This is a genomic window from Pseudaquabacterium inlustre (assembly GCF_038066595.1).
Taxonomy (GTDB): Bacteria; Pseudomonadota; Gammaproteobacteria; order Burkholderiales; family Burkholderiaceae_C; genus Pseudaquabacterium; species Pseudaquabacterium inlustre.
Map to the genome: position 1 here is coordinate 608,457 of NZ_JBBUTH010000004.1, position 17,405 is coordinate 625,861.

The window sequence follows — 17,405 nt, forward strand, 5'->3', positions numbered from 1 at the left end:
CACCTGCTCCCCTGGCATTGCAGCAACCATGGCATTGATCGTTCACAAGTACGGCGGTACGTCGATGGGCTCCACCGAGCGCATCCGCAACGTCGCCAAGCGCGTGGCCAAATGGGCCCGTGCCGGCCACCAGATGGTGGTCGTTCCGTCCGCGATGAGCGGCGAGACCAACCGGCTGCTCGGGCTGGCCAAAGATCTGCAGCCGGGCTCGCTCGACGCCGCGGCCATGCGCGAACTCGACGCCATTGCCGCCACCGGCGAGCAGGTGTCGGTGGGCCTGCTGGCCCTGGCGCTGCAGGCCGAAGGCCAGCCGGCCGTGAGCTATGGCGGCTGGCAGGTGCCGATCAAGACCGACTCGGTCTACACCAAGGCGCGCATCGAATCGATCGACGACGAGCGCGTGCGCGCCGATCTGGCGGCCGGCAAGGTGGTGATCATCACCGGCTTCCAGGGCATCGACCCGGAAGGCAATGTCACCACGCTGGGCCGTGGCGGCAGTGACACCTCGGCTGTGGCCGTGGCCGCCGCGCTGAAGGCCGACGAGTGCCTGATCTACACCGATGTGGACGGTGTCTACACCACCGACCCCCGCGTGGTGCCCGAGGCCCAGCGCCTGAGCACCATCAGCTTCGAGGAAATGCTCGAACTGGCCAGCCAGGGCAGCAAGGTGCTGCAGATCCGCTCGGTCGAGTTCGCCGGCAAGTACCGCGTGCCGCTGCGCGTGCTGTCGAGCTTCACGCCCTGGGACATCGCCATCGACGAAGAGGCGAAGTCGGGCACCCTGATCACTTTCGAGGAAGACGAGAAGATGGAAAAAGCCGTCGTGTCGGGCATCGCGTTCAACCGCGACGAGGCCAAGATCACCGTGGTGGGCGTGCCCGACAAGCCGGGCATCGCGTACCAGATCCTCGGCGCCGTGGCCGAGGCCAACATCGATGTGGACGTGATCGTGCAGAACGTGTCGCACGACGGCCGCACCGACTTCAGCTTCACCGTGCACCGCAACGACTACACGCGCACGATGGACCTGCTGAAGAACACCGTGCAGCCGGCCACCGGCGCGCTGAACCTGATCGGCGACGCCAAGATCTGCAAGGTGTCGATCGTGGGCATCGGCATGAAGAGCCACGTGGGCGTGGCCAGCACGATGTTCAAGGCGCTGTCGGACGACGGCATCAACATCCAGATGATCACCACCAGCGAGATCAAGACCTCGGTGGTCATCGCCGAGAAGTACATGGAACTCGCCGTGCGCGCGCTGCACCGCGCCTTCGGTCTGGATGCGGCCGAGGCCACGGCCTGATTTGCAGCGCTGATCGTGGCTTTGCGCGGTCTGCAAGCCGTCGGAATGGCCTGCAGTCTGTGCTACAGTCATGGTCTTCGCCGGAGACGTGACCGAGTGGCCGAAGGTGCTCCCCTGCTAAGGGAGTATGCGCGCTAAAACGTGCATCGAGGGTTCGAATCCCTCCGTCTCCGCCAAGGTGAAAAACGCAAACGCCCCTCATCGAGGGGCGTTTGTCTTTGTGGCGTCCGCTCAGCGTTCGTGCTGCTCGTCGGCGGCGCCTGCTGCGGGTGTGTCGGCATCCGGGCGCCAGTGGCCCATGCGGTCGGTCTTGGTCTTCAGATAGGCCTGGTTGTGCCGGTTGGCGGGCGTGCGCAGCGGCACGCGCTCGCTCACCTCGATGCCCAGGGCCTGCAGGGCCTCCACCTTGGCCGGGTTGTTGGTCAGCAGCTTCACGCGCTGCACGCCCAGCTTGCCCAGCAGCGTGGCGGCCATGGCGTAGTCGCGTGCATCGTCGGGCAGGCCCAGCAGGCGGTTGGCTTCCACGGTGTCGGCACCCGCCTGCTGCAGCGCATAGGCGCGGATCTTGTTCACCAGGCCGATGCCGCGGCCTTCCTGGCGCAGGTAGAGCAGCACACCGCGGCCTTCTGTTGCGATGGCGCGCAGGCCGCCCTGCAACTGCGGGCCGCAGTCGCACTTCAGGCTGAACAGCGTGTCGCCGGTCAGGCATTCGCTGTGCACACGGGTGAGCACGGGCGCGCCGTCGGCAATGGGGCCCATCGACAGCGCGGCGTGTTCGTGCCCGGTGGTGGCGTCGATCAGGCCATGCAGTTCGAAGTCGCCCCAGGCGGTGGGCAGGCGGCAACTCACCAGTTCACCGGCGGGCACGGGCCCCTGGTGGCGCAGCGGGGCGAGCAGGTCGGTGGGCAAGGAGGCGTTGGCGAGCTTGGCGGTCATCAGAGGTCGCGGGCGGCGCGCGGTCACCGGTCAGGCGATGCGCACACGCCCGGCTGTGCCTGGTGGCGAGGGCAAAAGCGCATTGTCGGCCATCGCGCCCCGCGGCGCCGTTCACTTGCGCGACGGCAGGCCGTTCAGCGGGGTTGAATCAACCGGCCCAGCGCCTGCGCCAGCAGCAGGCCCGCACCCAGGCCGACGGCATCGGCCAGCAGATCAGCCACCTCGCCGCTGCGTCCGGGCACCATGCTCTGGACCACCTCGATCAGCGCGCCATAGGCCAGCAGGCCGGCCACGATGCGCCCGGTGGCGCCGACATGTGCGCGTGCGGCGCAGAAGGCGAGGGCGGCAAAGGCGCTGGCGTGGTTGAGCTTGTCCCAGCCCAGCGTGGCGCCGGCAGGTGGCTTGGGATTGAACGCCAGCCACGACACCACCATGATCAGCAGCCACAGGCTGATGCGCCAGAGCGGCGCGGCATGCCAAACGGTGCGCAGAAGGCGAGGGATCATGGTGCTGTGGGCGCGCTGAGGTCCGCAAGCGTTCACAAGGGGCCACAAAGACGAAGGGCCCTGCATGCGCAGGGCCCTTCCGGAAAGAAGTGGTGCCGGTGAAGAGAGTCGAACTCCCGACCTTCGCATTACGAATGCGCTGCTCTACCAACTGAGCTACACCGGCACGACAGCCCATGACTATAGCGCAAGTTTCGCGTCCGCCGTTCTGTTCCGCGTGGAAATTCGCCGGCAAATCGCTGTGGCATGGGTCGCGTCGCTGGCCCGGGGTGGCCTGCAGCCCCTGTGGCACACTCGCGCGCTTTCGCGCTGACGTCGGCCCCGCTGCCGGGGCCCGCCCCCATCTTGGACAAGATTCTTCTGCAGATCGCGGCCGAACTGAAGGTCGCCCCGCGGCAGGTGAATGCCGCGGTCGAATTGCTCGACGGCGGGGCCACCGTGCCCTTCATCGCCCGCTACCGCAAGGAGGCCACCGAGGGCCTCGACGACATCCAGCTGCGCGAGCTGGAAGCGCGCCTGTCGTACCTGCGCGAATTGGAGGACCGCCGTGCCGCGGTGCTCAAGAGCATCGACGAGCAGGGCAAGCTGACGCCCGAGCTGCGCGCCGCCATCGAGGCGGCGCCCACCAAGCAGGAGCTGGAAGACCTCTACCTGCCCTTCAAGCAGAAGCGCCGCACCAAGGGCATGATCGCCCGCGAGGCCGGCATCGAACCGTTGGCCGACAAGCTGTTTGCCGACCCGACGCTGGACCCGCACGCCGAAGCGGCGGCTTTCGTCAATGCCGACGCCGGCTTCGCCGACAGCTTCGCGGTGCTGGATGGCGTGCGCGACATCCTGTCCGAGCGCTGGGCCGAGGATGCGGCGCTGGTGGGCAAGCTGCGCGAGTGGCTGTGGGAGGAGGGCCTGTTCCAGAGCAAGCTGGCCGACGGCAAGGACCCCAACCACGCTGACCACACCAAGTTCCGCGACTACTTCGAGTACGACGAGCCGATCAAGACCGTGCCCAGCCACCGTGCGCTGGCCGTGTTCCGCGGCCGCTCGCTGGAGATCCTGGACGCCAAGCTGGTGTTGGACGAGGAAGTCATTCCCGGCAAGCCGACGCTGGCCGAGGGCCGCATCGCCATCCACCTGGGCTGGAGCCATGCCAAGCGACCGGCCGACGAGCTGATCCGCAAGACGGTCGCCTGGACCTGGAAGGTCAAGCTGTCGCTGAGCCTGGAGCGCGACTTGTTCAGCCGCCTGCGTGAATCGGCCGAGGCCACGGCCATCAAGGTGTTCGCCGAGAACCTGCGTGACCTGCTGCTGGCTGCGCCGGCGGGCAAGCGTGTGGTGATGGGCCTGGACCCGGGCATCCGCACCGGCGTGAAGGTGGCCGTGGTCAGCGACACCGGCAAGGTGCTGGCCACCCACACCGTCTACCCGCATGAGCCGCGCTGCGACTGGGAAGGCAGCCTGCACACGCTGGGCCGTCTGGTGGCGCAGCACGGTGTGAACCTGATCGCCATCGGCAACGGCACGGCCAGCCGTGAGACCGACAAGCTGGCGGCTGACCTGATCAAGCGCGTGAAGGACCTGGCGCCTGACATGGCGATCGAGAAGGTGGTGGTCAGCGAGGCCGGCGCCTCGGTGTACTCGGCCAGCGAGTTCGCCAGCAAGGAACTGCCCGATCTGGACGTGAGCCTGCGCGGCGCGGTGTCCATCGCCCGCCGCCTGCAGGACCCGCTGGCCGAGCTGGTGAAGATCGAGCCCAAGAGCATCGGCGTGGGCCAGTACCAGCACGATGTGAACCAGAGCGAGCTGGCGCGCACGCTGGACGCGGTGGTCGAGGACTGCGTCAACAAGGTGGGCGTGGACCTCAACACCGCCAGCGCGCCGCTGCTGGCCAAGGTGTCGGGCCTGAGCCCCGCGGTGGCCGCCAGCATCGTGCGCTGGCGCGATGCCAACGGCGCCTTCCGCAACCGCCAGCAATTGCTGGATGTGAGCGGCCTGGGCCCCAAGACCTTCGAGCAGGCGGCGGGCTTCCTGCGCATCCGCGATGGCGACAACCCGCTGGACCTGACCGGCGTGCACCCCGAGACCTACCCCGTGGTGCAGCGCGTGCTGGACAAGCTGGCCCGGCCCGTGGCGGAGGTGATGGGCAAGAGCGACGTGATCCGCACGCTCAAGCCCGAGCTCTTCGCCGACGAAAAGTTCGGCGCCATCACGGTGAAGGACATCTTCACCGAGCTGGAAAAACCCGGCCGCGACCCACGCCCCGACTTCAAGGTGGCGCGCTTCAACGATGGCGTGGAAGACATCAAGGATCTGCAGCCCGGCATGACGCTGGAAGGCACGGTCAGCAACGTGGCGCAGTTCGGCGCCTTCGTCGACCTGGGTGTGCACCAGGACGGCCTGGTGCATGTCAGCCAGCTGTCGAACAAGTTCGTCAACGATGCGCGTGAGATCGTCAAGACCGGCGACATCGTCAAGGTCAAGGTGCTCGAAGTGGATCTGGCGCGCGGCCGCATCTCGCTGACGATGAAGCTCGATGCCCAGGCGCCCAAGGGCGGCGCGGGTGGTCCGGCTGGCGCGCGTGGCGACAACAGCTACCGCCCGGCCGGCCGCGACCAGCGCATGGGCAGCGGTGGCCGTGGTGCGCCGCAGCCCAGCGCCCAGGGTGCGATGGCCGCGGCCTTCGCCAAGCTGCAGACCAAGCGCTGACAGGGGCCGGCGCGGCATGAAGCCCCGTGCGCTGAAGGTCTACGCCGGCCCGCGGGCCCTGGCGCATCTGCGTGAACGCGGCTTGGCGCCGGCCGATGTGCGTGTGGTGCCGGCCGCCGCCGGCGGGCCCAAGGGCCTGATCCTCGGGCCGCTGGACCGTTGGCTGTTCGGTCACTGGCTGGCCGGCAGCACCCACACCGTGCACCTGCTGGGCGCTTCGATCGGGGCCTGGCGCATGGCGGCGGCGGCCCAGCCCGATGCCGATGCGGCGCTGGCGCAGCTGACCGAGGACTACATCACCCAGACCTACGAGCACGCGCCGGGCAAGCCCCCCACGGCACGCGAGGTCAGCCGCGTGTTCGGCGCCAACCTGGCGGCGCGCTTTCCGGCTGGCGCGCCAGGCCCGCTGCAGCACGCCACGCGTCGCCTGCATGTGTTCACCAGCCGCGGCAAGGGCCTGCTGCACCGCGAGGGTCGCTGGCGCACGCCATCGGGCTACCTCGGCGCCTTTGCCGCCAACCTGGCCAGCCGGCAGGCCATGGGCCGCTGGCTGGAGCGCGTGGTGTTTTCCGATCCGCGCGACGCCTTGCCGTTTCCGCTGCACGACTATCCGGCGCGCCAGGTGGCGCTCGACGCCGGCAATCTGGCGCCGGCCATCCAGGCGAGTTGCTCGATCCCATTCTGGCTGGAGGCGGTGCATGACATCCCCGGCGGCCCGCTTGGCGCGTACTGGGACGGCGGCATCACCGACTACCACCTGCACCTGGACTACGCCGCGATGTCCGACGGCCTGGTGCTGTACCCGCACTTCCAGCGCACGCTGGTGCCGGGCTGGCTGGACAAGGCACTGAAGCACCGCCATCGCGCCAGCCCGCGGCTGGACAACGTCATCGTGCTGGCGCCCGATCCCGCCTGGATCGCCACGCTGCCCGGCGGCAAGCTGCCGGATCGCAGCGATTTCAAGACCCATGCGCGCGACGAGGCCGAGCGCATGCGCCGCTGGCGGCTGGCGGTGTCGGCCGCCCAGCAACTGGCCGACGATGCGGCGCGCTGGACGTTGCGCCCGCACCTGGACGTCCTGCCGCTCTAGCGGCCGGCCGGCGGCCCGGTGAATGGTCGACTGATTAACTGGGGTTTGTCTGGATCCAGTGCGTAGGCGCTGGGCCGATATCGGCAGACGCAGGCCGTGTTGTGAGTCGTGACGGTCATGCGCAGACCATGTCCACCACCCTTGGAGTCACGACCTTGAACACAAGCGCCACCCCCCGCTCGCGCCTTGCCAGCCTGCCGCGGCTTGCCGCAACCGCCTGCGCTGCTGCCGCCGCCCTGACGGTCGCGTTGCCTGGCTGGTCGTCCAGCCATCGCGAGGCACCGGCGATCACCACGATGCCCAAAGTCGACGCGGCCGATTTCTACATGTTCAACAGCTATGAGGCGGGCCGCAGCGATTACGTCACGCTGATCGCCAACTACGTGCCGCTGCAGGACCCCTACGGCGGGCCGAACTACTTCGCGCTCGATCCGAACGCGCTGTACGAGATCCACATCGACAACAACGGTGATGGCAAGGAAGACCTGACCTTCCAGTTCCGTTTCAAGAACACGCTCAAGGGCACCACGCTGACGATCGGCAACAAGAGTGTCGCGATCCCGTTGGTGCAGGCCGGCGTGGTGACCGCGCCGGGCGCCGGCACCCTGAACCTGCAGGAGAGCTTCACGCTCGATCTGGTCCGGGGCGATCGGCGCAGCGGGACGCGCGCTTCCGTCACCGGCAGCGCGGGCGCGACCAGCTTCGTCAAGCCGGTGGACAACATCGGCGCCAAGACCCTGCCGGATTACGCCGCCTACGCGGCGCAGCACATCCACGCGATCAACATTCCCGGCTGCAGCACGCCCGGCAAGGTGTTCGTCGGGCAGCGCAAGGATCCGTTTGCGGTGAACCTGGGCACGGTGTTCGATCTCGTCAATGCGCCGCTGTCGGTGATCACCAACCCCGAGCTGATCAATGCCGCGCCCAACACCATCGACGACAAGAACGTCACCACGCTGGCGCTCGAGGTGCCGCGCAGCTGCCTGGTGGCGGGCACCGAGACGGTGATCGGTGGCTGGACGACCGCCAGCCTGCGGCAGTCGCAATTGCTGAACCCGGCGCCCAAGGCCGGGCACCAGACGCATGCCGTCGTCGGCGGGGCCTGGGTCCAGGTGTCCCGGCTGGGGCATCCGCTGGTCAATGAAGTGGTGATCGGTCTGCCGGACAAGGACCGGTTCAATGCCGGCAAGCCCAAGGACGATGCGCAGTTCATCGACTACGTCACCCATCCGACCTTGCCCATGCTGCTCGAGATCGCGCTGGGTGCCAGCGGTGCCTCGCCCACCAATCTGCCGCGCAATGACCTGGTCACCACCTTCCTGACCGGCATCCCGGGGTTGAACCAGCCGAAAAACGTCGTGGCCTCGGAGATGCTGCGCCTGAACACCGCGATCGCCGCGGTGCCCTTCGACCAGCAGAACCGCCTGGGCGTGGTGGGTGAAATCCTGCGCGTGGGCGGACCGGCCAACCTGGCCCAGGCCGTGGATCTGGCAGGGTTTCCGAATGGCCGGCGACCGAAGGACGATGTGGTCGACATCGCGCTGGTGGCGATGATGGGCGGCCTGTGCGTGGCCAACGGCGACAACGACGCGCTGAAGTTCGGTGCGGCGTGCAAGCCATCGGCGGTGCCGCTGGGGGCGACGGCCTTCTCGCTGCACGATGCGGTCGATCAGGCCGCCGTGTCGTTGACCCACAGCTTCCCCTACCTGGCCACGCCGCTGGGTGGCACGCGTTGAGCACCGGGAGCCGCACATGACCCCGCGACATGCAGTGCCTGCCGGCTCGACCGGCCACCCGCTGCGGCTGGCCCTGGTGCTGGCCGCGTCACTGACCCTGCTGGCCGCCTGCGGCGGCGGGCAGGACAGCGGCACGGCCGAGGCGCCCAAGGCCGACCCGCTGGCTGCCGTGCCCAGCAGCGCCGGACAGACCGCGCAAGGGGCGGTCGACTATCAGCTGGCCCTGGCCAAGGCCACCAGTGAGGTCCGCGAGCCCTTCGACGTCAACAGCGTCAGCCTTGCCCAATCGGACACCGCGGAGCCGTTGGCGGTGGACTGATGGGGCGGCGTGGCGGGCACGCCGCGTACAATGGCGTGCTTTCCATCCAGCAAGAACGAGAAAGGCATCTGGTTGTGACACCGCGAACTACGTTCGCCGCCTTCACCGGCCTCTGAGCCGGCCGCGCCGTCACGCCTGTTCGACCCTTTCCCCTTGAACGACGAGAAGCGCGGCTCACCACCGCGCTTTTTTCTTGTCCGCACGCATCCCCGACCTTCTTTCCGGAGTCCGCCATGGTCACGATCACGCTTCCCGATGGTTCGAAACGCGATTACCCGCAGCCGGTCACCGTGGCCGACGTGGCCGCATCCATCGGCACCGGCCTGGCCAAGGCGGCGCTGGGCGGCAAGGTGGACGGAAAGCTGGTCGACACCAGCCACCGCATCGAGCAGGATGCCCAGCTGGCCATCGTCACCGACAAGGACGCTGACGGCCTGGAACTGATCCGCCACTCCACGGCCCACCTGCTGGCCTATGCGGTGAAGGAACTGTTCCCTGAAGCCCAGGTGACCATTGGCCCGGTCATCGAGCACGGCTTCTATTACGACTTCTCGTACAAGCGCCCGTTCACGCCTGAAGACCTGGCCGCCATCGAGAAGAAGATGGCCGACCTGGCCAAGAAGGACGAGCCGGTGGTGCGCCGCGTGCTGCCGCGCGACGAGGCTGTTGAACACTTCAAGCGCCTGGGCGAGCACTACAAGGCCGAGATCATCGGCAGCATCCCGGCCGGTGAGGACGTGAGCCTGTACCGCGAAGGCGCGTTCGAGGACCTGTGCCGCGGCCCCCACGTGCCCAGCACCGGCAAGCTCAAGCACTTCAAGCTGATGAAGGTGGCCGGCGCCTACTGGCGTGGCGACCACCGCAACGAGATGCTGCAGCGCGTCTACGGCACGGCCTGGGCCAGCAAGGACGACCTGCAGAAGTACCTGACGATGCTGGAGGAGGCTGAGAAGCGCGATCACCGCCGCCTGGGCCGCGAACTCGACCTGTTCCACATCGACGACCACAGCCCCGGCACGGTGTTCTGGCACCCCAAGGGCTGGACGGTGTGGCAGGGCGTCGAGCAGTACATGCGCCAGGTCTACCGCGACAACGGCTACCAGGAGGTCAAGGGCCCGCAGATCCTCGACCAGGGCCTGTGGGAGAAGACCGGCCACTGGGACAAGTACCGCGAGAACATGTTCGTGACCGAGTCGGAAAAGCGCGACTACGCGTTGAAGCCGATGAACTGCCCCGGCCACATCCTGATCTTCAAGCAGGGCATCAAGAGCTACCGCGACCTGCCGCTGCGCTTCGGCGAGTTCGGCCAGTGCCACCGCAACGAGCCCACCGGCGGCCTGCACGGCATCATGCGGGTGCGTGCCTTCACGCAGGACGACGGCCACATCTTCTGCACCGAAGACCAGATCCAGGCCGAGGTCACGGCCTTCACGGCCCTGCTGCAGAAGGTCTACAAGGACTTCGGTTTCACCGACATCATCTACAAGCTGTCGACGCGCCCCGAGAAGCGCATCGGCACCGAGGAAAGCTGGGACCGCGCCGAGGCCGCGCTGGCCGAGGGCCTGCGCGCCTCGGGCTGCGCGTTCGAGTACCTGCCGGGCGAGGGCGCGTTCTACGGTCCGAAGATCGAATACACGCTGAAGGACGCGCTGGGACGGCCCTGGCAGTGCGGCACCATCCAGGTGGATCCGAACCTGCCCGAACGCCTGGACGCCGAGTTCGTGGGCGAGGACGGCGCGCGCCATCGGCCCGTCATGCTGCACCGCGCCATCGTCGGCAGCCTGGAGCGTTTCATCGGCATCCTGATCGAGCAGCATGCCGGCGCGCTGCCCGCCTGGCTGGCGCCGACCCAGGTGGTGGTGGCCAGCATCACCGACGCGCAATCCGAGTATGTGGCGGACGTCGTGAAAACGCTGCAAAAACAAGGAGTTAGAGTGCAGGCGGATTTGCGCAACGAGAAGATCACGTATAAAATCCGCGAGCATTCGTTGCAAAAGGTCCCGTACATCCTCGTCGCTGGCGACAAGGAGAAGGCAAGTGGGGCCGTTGCTGTGCGCGCCCGGGGCAACCAGGATCTCGGTGTCATGCCGGTGGCCGACTTCGCTGCGAAGCTCGCCGCCGACATCGCCGCCAAGGTCTGAGGTCCAGTCCGAAGCGCGCACTTTTTGCGTTGATTTCCGCCCGTTGCTTGCCTTGGGGCATGGATCCACAGTGATCCGAAGGGGTTTGCACCATCGCTACGTTTCTTGATCGCCGGATGCCCAATGTCGAGCGCAAGCATCGACTCAACCGCGAAATCATGGCGCCCATGGTCCGTCTGAACGGGGTCAACAACGAGCCGCTCGGCATCGTCCCGATCATGGAGGCATTGCGCCTGGCCGGAGAGGCCGATGTCGATCTCGTCGAGATCGCCGCCACCGCCGATCCCCCGGTCTGCCGGTTGATGGACTACGGCAAGTTCAAGTACCAGGAGCAGAAGAAGGCCGCCGAGGCCAAGGCCAAGCAGAAGGTCATCGAGGTCAAGGAAGTCAAGTTCCGCCCCGGCACCGATGACAACGACTACGACATCAAGCTGCGCAATCTGCGCCGCTTCATCGCGGAAGACGGTGACAAGGGCAAGGTCACGCTGCGCTTCCGCGGCCGCGAGATCACGCACCAGGAACTCGGCATGAAGATGCTCGAGCGCATCCGTGACGAGCTGGCCGATGTCGCCGTCGTCGAGCACATGCCCAAGCTCGAAGGCCGCCAGATGATCATGGTGCTGGCCCCGCGCAAGAAGCAGTAAGCCAGGATCCACGAATTCCCCGCGCCGGTTTGGTCACCAGCGCAACCATGGGGAACAGCCGCTGCAGGCTGTGCAAGTGCCGCGCCACAACGGGCGGCCGCCTGCAGGGGCAACTTAGAAGGAGCAGTCATGCCCAAGATGAAGACCAAGAGCAGCGCGAAGAAGCGTTTTCGCGTCCGTCCGGGTGGCACCGTCAAGCGCGGTCAGGCGTTCAAGCGCCACATCCTCACGAAGAAGAGCACGACCCGCAAGCGTCAGCTGCGCGGCGCCGTGAACGTGCACGAGACCAACATGGGGCACATGGCACAAATGCTGCCCTTTGCCGGCCTCTGATCTTCTGACGGACTGAAAGGAACCGAACAATGCCTCGCGTCAAACGTGGTGTCACCGCACGTGCCCGTCACAAGAAGGTCCTGGCCCTGGCCAAGGGCTTCCGTGGTCGTCGCAAGAACGTCTTCCGCATCGCCAAGCAGGCGGTGATGAAGGCGGGCCAGTACGCCTACCGTGACCGCCGTACCCGCAAGCGTGTTTTCCGCCAGCTGTGGATCGCCCGTATCAACGCCGCCGCGCGTGGTCTGGGCATCACCTACAGCAAGTTCATGGCCGGCCTGAAGAAGGCTTCGATCGAGATCGACCGCAAGGTCCTCGCCGATCTGGCCGTCAACGACCCGGCTGCCTTTGGCAGCATCGTGGCGAAGGTGAAGGCCCAGCTCGCCTGATCACGGCGAAGGCGCCCCGTGTGCACGCGCACGGGGCGTTGCCGACATCAGCTTCGAAGGCCGTCACCTCGGGACGGCCTTTTTTGTTTTCTGAAGTTTCCCCATGAACGATCTCGACGAACTGGTGGCCCAGGCCGGGCGTGATTTCACCGCCGCCGCCGCTCCCGCCGCGCTGGAAGATGCCAAGGCCCGCTACCTGGGCAAGGCCGGCCGCCTGACCGAACTGCTCAAGGGCATGGGCGCCCTGTCGCACGAGGACAAGAAGACCCGCGGCGCCGAGATCAACCAGGCCAAGCAGGCCATCGAGGCGGCCTTGTCCGCCCGCCGCCAGGCCCTGGCCGAGGCCGAACTGGAAGCCCAGCTCAAGGCCGAGGCGCTGGACGTCACGCTGCCCGGCCGCCAGCGCGGTAACGGTGGCCTGCACCCGGTCTCGCGCACGCTCGAGCGCATGGAGGCGCTGTTCGGCTCGATGGGCTTCGAGGTGGCCGACGGCCCCGAGATCGAGGACGACTGGTACAACTTCACCGCCTTGAACACGCCGGCCGATCATCCGGCGCGTTCGATGCACGACACGTTCTACGTGGACACCGCCGGCCCCAACGGCGGCCACCTGCTGCGCACACACACCAGCCCGATGCAGGTGCGCCACGCGGTGCAGCATGTCAAGCGCCATGCCGCCAGCGGCAGCAGCGCGCCGATGGCCGAGATCCGCGTCATCGCGCCGGGCCGCACCTACCGGGTGGACAGCGACGCCACGCATTCGCCGATGTTCCATCAGTGCGAAGGCCTGTGGATCGGCGCCAATGTCAGCTTCAAGGACCTGAAGTCGGTGCTGACCGATTTCTTCCGCCGCTTCTTCGAGAGCGACGACCTGGTGCTGCGCTTCCGCCCGTCGTTCTTCCCGTTCACCGAGCCCTCGGCCGAGGTGGACATCGCCTTCGAGTCCGGCCCGCTGAAGGGCAAGTGGCTGGAGGTGGGTGGCTGCGGCCAGGTGCATCCGAACGTGGTGCGCAACTTCGGGCTCGACCCGGAGGCCTGGATCGGCTTCGCCTTCGGCCTGGGCCCCGATCGCCTGACCATGCTGCGCTATGGCGTGAACGACCTGCGCCAGTTCTACGAGGGCGACCTGCGCTTCCTCAGCCAGTTCCGCTGACCCATCAGCTGACCTGCCGCCGCCCCGAAACGACCGAATCCTCCGAGTTGCACGATGCAGTTTCCTGAATCCTGGTTGCGCGAGTTCTGCAACCCGCCGCTGAACACCGCCGAACTGGCTGACCTGCTGACCATGTCGGGCCTGGAAGTGGAAGAGATGCGCCCGGTGGCGCCACCCTTCACCGGCGTGGTGGTGGCCGAGATCGTCGAGGCCGAACAGCACCCGAATGCCGACCGCCTGCGCGTGTGCCGTGTCGATGCCGGCCCGCACAGCAAGGACGGCCCGCTGCAGATCGTCTGCGGTGCGCCCAACGCCCGCGTGGGCATCAAGGTGCCGCTGGCCCTGGTGGGCGCGGCGCTGCCGCCGGCCGAGGAGGGCGGCGCGCCCTTCGCCATCAAGGTGGGCAAGCTGCGTGGTGTCGAGAGTTTCGGCATGCTGTGTTCGGCCCGTGAACTCAAGCTCAGCGAGGACCATGGCGGCCTGCTGGAACTGGCCGCCGATGCGACCGTGGGCCAGGACATCCGCGCCCACCTGAACCTCGACGACACCGTCTTCACGCTCAAGCTCACGCCCAACCTGGCGCACCTGCTGTCGGTGTACGGCATCGCGCGCGAGGTCTCGGCGCTGACCGGCGCGCCACTCAACAGCCCGGCCTTCCCGCCGGTGGCGGTGACGCAGGACAGCCGCCTGCCGGTGGAAGTGCATGCGCCCGACCTGTGCGGCCGCTTCTCGGGCCGCACGGTGCGGGGCGTGAACACGCAGGCCAAGACGCCGGCCTGGATGGTCGAGCGCCTGGCGCGCTGCGGCCAGCGTTCGGTGAGCCCGCTGGTCGACATCTCGAACTACGTGATGTTCGAGTACGGCCGCCCGTCGCACATCTTCGACCTCGACAAGATCCACGAGAAGCTGGTGGTGCGCTGGGGCGCGGTCGGCGAGACGCTGAAGCTGCTGAACGGCAACACCGTGACGCTGGACGAGACCGTGGGCGTGATCGCCGATGCGCAGGCCGTGGAATCGCTGGCCGGCATCATGGGTGGCGACGCCACCGCGGTGAACGACGACACGCGCAACATCTACATCGAGGCGGCGTTCTGGTGGCCGCAGGCCGTGGCTGGCCGCTCGCGCCGCTACAACTTCAGCACCGATGCGGGCCACCGCTTCGAGCGTGGCGTCGACCCGGCACAGACGGTGGAGCACATCGAGCGCATCACCCAGCTGGTGCTGGACATCTGCGGCGGCCAGGCTGGCCCGATGGATGACCAGACACTGCGTCTGCCAGCACGCCAGCCGGTGGCGCTGCGCGTTGAGCGCGCGGCCAAGGTCATCGGCATGCCGGTCACGCAGGCGCAGTGCGCCCAGGTGTTCCAGCGTCTGGGCCTGGCCTTCACCGAGGCCGCCGGTCGCCTGACCGTCACGCCGCCGAGCTGGCGTTTCGACCTGGCCATCGAGGAAGACCTGATCGAGGAGGTCGTCCGCGTCATCGGCTACAACGCGCTGCCGCCCACGCCGCCGGTGGCGCCGGTCACCGGCCAACTGCGCGCCGAGAACCAGCGCAGTCGCCATGCGGTGCGCCATGCGCTGGCCGCACTCGGCTACCAGGAGACGATCAACTTCAGCTTCGTGGAAGCACGTTGGGAGCATGAGCTAGCCGGCAATGCCGATCCGATCCGCGTGCTGAACCCGATCGCCGCGCCGCTGGCGGTGATGCGATCCAGCCTGATCGGCAGCCTGGTGGCCGTGCTGCGCCACAACCTGGCGCGCAAGGCCCCGCGCGTGCGCGTGTTCGAACTGGGCCGCGTGGCGATGCGCGATGCCGCGGTGACCGACAGCGACACCACCGTGGCCGGTGTGCACCAGCCGATGCGTGTGGCCGGCCTGGCCTATGGCCCGCTGGACATCACGCAATGGGGCACGGCCGAGCGTGCCGTCGACTTCTTCGACCTGAAGGGCGATGTCGAGGCGCTGCTGGCGCCGCGCCAGGCGCGCTTCGAGCCGGCTGCCCATCCGGCGCTGCACCCGGGCCGCAGCGCGCAGGTGATCGTCGATGGCCAGGCCATCGGCTTCATCGGTGAGTTGCACCCGAAGTGGCGCCAGGCCTATGAGCTGCCGCAGGCACCGCTGCTGTTCGAACTGGACCTGGACGCCGTGCAGCAGCGCGGTGTGCCGGTGGGCCAGGCGATCCCGCGTCACCAGGCCGCGCTGCGCGACCTGGCCCTGGTGGTGGGCGAGCAGGCCAGCCACGATGCGCTGATCGCGGCGCTGCGCGATGACCCCGCGGGCCTGGTGCAGTCGGCCACGCTGTTCGACGTCTACCGCCCGGCCAAGCCGGCCGCCGACATGGCCGCCGGTGAGCGCAGCATGGCCGTGCGCCTGGAACTGCTGGACCGCGAGGCCACGCTGACCGACGAGCGCATCGAGGCCGCCGTCACCGCCGCCGTGGCCCGCGCGGCCGCGTCCGTCGGCGCGCGCCTGCGTGCCTGAGCGCACCAACGCGTTCACAATGCCCGTCAGCCGTACCGAGGACACCCACAACATGAACACCGAGGACACGAAGACCGACCGCGTGATCCTGCCGTCGTTGGAGACGCCCACGCTGACCAAGGCCGAACTGGCCGAGCTGCTGTTCGAGCGCCTGGGGCTGAACAAGCGCGAATCGAAGGACATGGTCGAGGCCTTCTTCGAGATCGTGCACCAGACCCTGGTGGACGGCAGCGACGTCAAGCTCTCGGGCTTCGGCAACTTCAACATCCGCCGCAAGGCGCCCCGCCCGGGGCGCAACCCGCGCACCGGCGAGGCGATCCCGATCAAGGCGCGCAACGTGGTGACGTTCCACGCCAGCCACAAGCTCAAGGCCATCGTGCAAGGCGATACCCCGCTGGGGGAGGACTTCGAGTAGAGTCTGAGCTCGCCCGGCTACCGCCTTGATCCATATGGAGAATTCGCTTCCCGCGATTCCCGCCAAGCGCTACTTCACCATTGGTGAGGTGAGCGAGTTGTGCGGCGTCAAGCCGTATGTGCTGCGCTATTGGGAGCAGGAGTTCACCCAGCTCAAGCCCATGAAGCGCCGCGGCAACCGCCGCTATTACCAGCACCATGAGGTGCTGCTGATCCGCCGCATCCGCGATCTGCTGTACGACCAGGGCTTCACGATCAGCGGTGCGCGCAACCAGCTGGGCGAGCTGGCCGCTGCGGCCCGTGCGGTGGGCGCCGCGGGCCTGTCCCTCGACGGCGCGGCGGGTCTGGACATGGGCGATGCCGGGCTGCCGGACGACGAGGTGCTGGCCGATTCGGCGGGGTCGGGCGACGAGCCGATTCCGGTGCCCGAAGTGATGGAACTGGCCCCATCCCAGCTGCGCGCTGAACTGATGTCGATTCGTGCGCTGCTGGCTTTCTGAAACGCGTTTTTTCTGTCTATAATGTGAGGCTCAGTCGGGGTGTAGCGCAGCCTGGTAGCGCACTTGCATGGGGTGCAAGGGGTCGCGAGTTCGAATCCCGCCACCCCGACCATTGAACGAGAGGCCCGAGTTCGCAAGAACTCGGGCTTTGTCGTTTCTGGGCCCTGCCGATTCAGCGGCGTTGCGTGTCAGTGACCCGACCAGAACTGACGCAGCAGGCTCCAGCGGCCATGCTCGGGCAGGTCTTCGGTGGCGCGGTCCAGGTAGTCGCGCAGGCGGCGCAGTTCCAGCGCCACCGGGCGCGGAAAGCCCTGGCGGCCGCCGCGACGGTCGATCAGCAGGTTGTCCAGCACGTCACGCGCCTCGGCGGGATCGCGCCAGTACCAGGCGATCTGGTTGGCCACGCGGGGAAACAGTTCGCACAGTCGCTGCGGCCGACGGCCTGCGGGCAGGCGGCGCAGCCACTGCCGGGTGGTGCCGGTGAGTGATTCATCGGAGTGCCGGCCGGGACGGCGCATGGCCTCCCAGCCCTCCAGCGAGGGCACCGGGGCGGTGGGATCGGAGTTCCAGGGAGCGCGCATCTGCCGGATATCGACGAAGTGCGCGGCAGCTTGAGGGGCTGCATCGGGTGATGCGGGAAAGTCCCTGTGCGTGGCGTCTGGCACTTGATGCTTTGTGTCGTACGAGCTGCAGAAGCGACCAGGCCAGCCCGTGGGCTGGCCTGGCAGGGCACTGCACCGGCCTGGCTGCGCAGGCCGGTGCG

16 protein-coding genes and 3 tRNA genes are annotated in these 17,405 nt (G+C 67.7%); 15 read left to right on the top strand and 4 right to left on the bottom strand.

Annotation, left to right across the window (positions count from 1 at the left end; translation table 11 throughout):
• Window positions 1–28 precede the first annotated feature (28 nt).
• Together AACH10_RS10715 and AACH10_RS10720 are read left to right on the top strand one after the other, a co-directional pair.
• Window positions 29–1,303 carry an aspartate kinase gene (locus AACH10_RS10715; RefSeq protein WP_341410382.1) on the top strand — a complete coding sequence of 425 codons (1,275 nt, stop codon included), beginning with the start codon at window positions 29–31 and terminating at the stop codon, window positions 1,301–1,303.
• An 82-nt stretch (window positions 1,304–1,385) separates the two neighbouring features.
• Window positions 1,386–1,479, top strand: a tRNA-Ser gene (locus tag AACH10_RS10720).
• A gap of 55 nt (window positions 1,480–1,534) precedes the next feature.
• Here the strand turns inward: AACH10_RS10720 and ribA are convergent.
• From ribA to AACH10_RS10735, 3 genes are all read right to left on the bottom strand, one after another.
• On the bottom strand, window positions 1,535–2,239 hold the full coding sequence (gene ribA / locus AACH10_RS10725) for a GTP cyclohydrolase II (protein ID WP_341410383.1): 705 nt from the start codon (window positions 2,237–2,239) through the stop codon (window positions 1,535–1,537).
• A 134-nt stretch (window positions 2,240–2,373) separates the two neighbouring features.
• Entirely contained in the window at window positions 2,374–2,745 is a 372-nt protein-coding gene (locus tag AACH10_RS10730) for a VanZ family protein (RefSeq protein WP_341410384.1), read from the bottom strand.
• Window positions 2,746–2,835: 90 nt separating this feature from the next.
• Window positions 2,836–2,911: transfer RNA gene (locus tag AACH10_RS10735), tRNA-Thr, on the bottom strand.
• A 179-nt stretch (window positions 2,912–3,090) separates the two neighbouring features.
• Between AACH10_RS10735 and AACH10_RS10740 the strand changes: the two genes are divergently transcribed.
• From AACH10_RS10740 to AACH10_RS10800, 13 genes are all read left to right on the top strand, one after another.
• Window positions 3,091–5,445, top strand: a complete 2,355-nt coding sequence (locus AACH10_RS10740; RefSeq protein ID WP_341410385.1) for a Tex family protein — start codon at window positions 3,091–3,093, stop codon at window positions 5,443–5,445.
• 16 nt (window positions 5,446–5,461) lie between these two features.
• Window positions 5,462–6,535 carry a patatin-like phospholipase family protein gene (locus tag AACH10_RS10745; protein ID WP_341410386.1) on the top strand — a complete coding sequence of 358 codons (1,074 nt, stop codon included), beginning with the start codon at window positions 5,462–5,464 and terminating at the stop codon, window positions 6,533–6,535.
• Between the two features lie 128 nt (window positions 6,536–6,663).
• A complete protein-coding gene (locus tag AACH10_RS10750) occupies window positions 6,664–8,271 on the top strand; it encodes a DUF4331 domain-containing protein (RefSeq protein ID WP_423228591.1) in 1,608 nt (535 codons plus the stop codon).
• A gap of 16 nt (window positions 8,272–8,287) precedes the next feature.
• Complete coding sequence (locus AACH10_RS10755) at window positions 8,288–8,590, top strand: hypothetical protein (RefSeq protein WP_341410387.1); 303 nt, start codon at window positions 8,288–8,290, stop codon at window positions 8,588–8,590.
• A gap of 233 nt (window positions 8,591–8,823) precedes the next feature.
• Window positions 8,824–10,731, top strand: coding sequence for a threonine--tRNA ligase (thrS, locus tag AACH10_RS10760; protein ID WP_341410388.1), 1,908 nt, complete (start codon window positions 8,824–8,826; stop codon window positions 10,729–10,731).
• A 116-nt stretch (window positions 10,732–10,847) separates the two neighbouring features.
• Entirely contained in the window at window positions 10,848–11,375 is a 528-nt protein-coding gene (gene infC, locus AACH10_RS10765; RefSeq protein WP_341410389.1) for a translation initiation factor IF-3, read from the top strand.
• A 129-nt stretch (window positions 11,376–11,504) separates the two neighbouring features.
• Complete coding sequence (rpmI, locus tag AACH10_RS10770) at window positions 11,505–11,708, top strand: 50S ribosomal protein L35 (protein WP_260787931.1); 204 nt, start codon at window positions 11,505–11,507, stop codon at window positions 11,706–11,708.
• Window positions 11,709–11,737: 29 nt separating this feature from the next.
• Window positions 11,738–12,094 (top strand): 50S ribosomal protein L20, encoded by a 357-nt coding sequence (rplT, locus tag AACH10_RS10775; RefSeq protein WP_341410390.1) that lies wholly within the window; start codon window positions 11,738–11,740, stop codon window positions 12,092–12,094.
• A 103-nt stretch (window positions 12,095–12,197) separates the two neighbouring features.
• Complete coding sequence (gene pheS / locus AACH10_RS10780; RefSeq protein WP_341410391.1) at window positions 12,198–13,247, top strand: phenylalanine--tRNA ligase subunit alpha; 1,050 nt, start codon at window positions 12,198–12,200, stop codon at window positions 13,245–13,247.
• A gap of 54 nt (window positions 13,248–13,301) precedes the next feature.
• Window positions 13,302–15,728 carry a phenylalanine--tRNA ligase subunit beta gene (gene pheT, locus AACH10_RS10785; protein ID WP_341410392.1) on the top strand — a complete coding sequence of 809 codons (2,427 nt, stop codon included), beginning with the start codon at window positions 13,302–13,304 and terminating at the stop codon, window positions 15,726–15,728.
• Between the two features lie 52 nt (window positions 15,729–15,780).
• Window positions 15,781–16,143, top strand: a complete 363-nt coding sequence (locus AACH10_RS10790) for an integration host factor subunit alpha (protein WP_341410393.1) — start codon at window positions 15,781–15,783, stop codon at window positions 16,141–16,143.
• Between the two features lie 34 nt (window positions 16,144–16,177).
• Window positions 16,178–16,642, top strand: a complete 465-nt coding sequence (locus AACH10_RS10795; RefSeq protein ID WP_341410394.1) for a MerR family transcriptional regulator — start codon at window positions 16,178–16,180, stop codon at window positions 16,640–16,642.
• A gap of 35 nt (window positions 16,643–16,677) precedes the next feature.
• Window positions 16,678–16,754: transfer RNA gene (locus AACH10_RS10800), tRNA-Pro, on the top strand.
• A 76-nt stretch (window positions 16,755–16,830) separates the two neighbouring features.
• Here the strand turns inward: AACH10_RS10800 and AACH10_RS10805 are convergent.
• Window positions 16,831–17,223 carry a hypothetical protein gene (locus tag AACH10_RS10805; protein ID WP_341410395.1) on the bottom strand — a complete coding sequence of 131 codons (393 nt, stop codon included), beginning with the start codon at window positions 17,221–17,223 and terminating at the stop codon, window positions 16,831–16,833.
• Window positions 17,224–17,405: the final 182 nt, after the last annotated feature.